The organism is Okeania sp. SIO2F4 (assembly GCF_010672385.1).
In the GTDB taxonomy this organism is placed as follows: Bacteria; Cyanobacteriota; Cyanobacteriia; order Cyanobacteriales; family Microcoleaceae; genus Trichodesmium.
The window spans coordinates 1-2,053 of the sequence record NZ_JAAHGT010001262.1 but is presented as its reverse complement, the minus strand read 5'-3'; the positions used below and the strand labels follow the sequence as shown (position 1 = coordinate 2,053).

The window sequence follows — 2,053 nt, the reverse complement described above, 5'->3', positions numbered from 1 at the left end:
CTCTTCTAACGCACTACACCTCATTCATTCTCAATAAGAGTTTGATTTTAGTTGAAGTATTCTTCAGTTCCCGAACGCAAATTCGTCTCTATATATAGCTTTCAACTAGCTTGTCACCCCGTGAGCTTTGGTTCTCTTGTAGCTCTAGCATTTGGGTTTAGACTGGGCAAAGTTAATTAAAAAGCCTAGAAAGTTTTCATAATCAATGATTATTTGATATAAATAGTATTTGAGCAGAGTGTACCTAATGTGTAGAAGGTAATAGGTTTGAAGTTGTAGGTAAAGCTCTCAGTAATCTACAACCTAAAACCTACTACCTGAAAATTTCTTTAACAAGATTTTCTTGTTACCTGGCGATCGCCTTGTGCTAATAAACTGATGATATGTTCGGTATCGATGCGGTTTTTTTCGCATACCAGGATACTATAGCAGGGAACACTTAACTGGGAACAGTTGAAAAAACATTTCCTAGTCTAAGATTCATCATCAGTCTATGTCCTAACCAATTCTTTCTTAGCTATAAATACAATGGTAGGTTTTGTAAACATTTTATTTATGTATTTTTATAAGCAACAGTCTTTGAATATAGCATATTTACTAGGGTTTGGCTGATTGCAAATTATCAAAAATAATGCTCTTTAAAAGAAAGCTATAAGTTGATATCCTCTGACTTTTTGATTTGGAGTTTTAACTTCGGTGACACGGTATTACTTGCCTTGACTAAATAGAGATTTATCTGTTCATTTTTTATAAACTAAGAGAAGTTTATTTTCTGTCAATAATTTTAGTTATAACTGTTTCAATTTTCTTTTTTATTTCTGTAAGTTGCTGTTTTTTTTCGGCGATGATATTTTTCTGTGACTTTAATTGTTCCTGAGTTTCTTGGTGAGCTTTGTCTTCTTGTTCTAGGAGATTTTCGTAAAGAAATATTGCCTGCTCAATCACTTTACTTGCTGATTTAAACTGACTGTAGAAAACTTCAGCAACATTTTCACAAATCCGATTAAATATTTCCGCAGTAGATTTATCAAACTTCTGAAAACAGGCATCATAAACTTGCTGTTTAATTTTTATTTCTGGATTCTCATCATCAGGACTCATGCCAAAAAATGAGCTAATCAAAACCACAGCACCTCCAGTTAAAAGTATGGGTAAAAATCCTACTCCTGTAAACATAAATAAAGCACCTGCAGTTAAACCACCTAATGTTAAATTTTCCCATAAACCACCTCTTTTATTATCATCATAATTTTCTCCTAACTTAGTTATTGAAGAGATATCTAATCCATCTGCTTTAATATTTTCAATTGCCAAATCAAATTGCTCATTCAAGTTAGAATTTATTTGACAATCTACTGCCTGTAAATCCATTCTAATAACTTCTAGATTTTGGCATACTTCCTTGCTTAAAATTTGTAAATTATTCACCACAATTTCTTTAACTTCCCGATTACTCCAGTTTTCTAATTCAGTTGCCAGAGAACTTGCAAATCCTTCCGCATAATCTTTGAGAACTTTTTCCTTATCCCAGAGAAGAGAATGTTCTGAACACCATTCATAACTTTTTTTCTCTAGGCGATAGCCTAATCCTTCTACCCATTTATTCCAAGCCTCAGCAGCTTGTTTAATACTCTTATTTTTTAATTTTTCAGTAGTTGATAAAATTTTCACATCTCGCCCACTAGCATCCTCTATTTTTTTCAATACTTCTACTTTTGCCTCTACAGACAAATACACCTTACCATCTAAAACTTTTTCGGCTTGCTCTAATGCTTTTATTCCTTCAGAAATCAAAGCATTAATCTTAGTGAAAATTTGCTGAATTTCTACAGCACCCCGCTCAACAGTCAGAAACTTTTCTATCGAGTGCGTGAAATTATTAAAGTAGGTCAAATATTCATTTTCTTCACATTCTAAAATTCCATCTAAAGCAGCTTGAGCAGAAATAAAATGTAAACGACTCCCATCAGCAATAATCGGTTTTTCACCCAACAGAAAATTTTCTAATCTATTTCTAATTTGCTGACGAATCTTTTCACTTCTGACTAGATCG

General features: G+C 32.9%; 1 protein-coding gene. It reads right to left on the bottom strand.

Translation table 11 applies throughout. The annotated features are described in order from the left end of the window. Positions 1-765: 765 nt before the first annotated feature. A partial coding sequence (locus F6K22_RS39515) for a P-loop NTPase family protein (RefSeq protein WP_483244204.1) occupies positions 766-2,053 on the bottom strand: 1,288 nt, incomplete at its 5' end.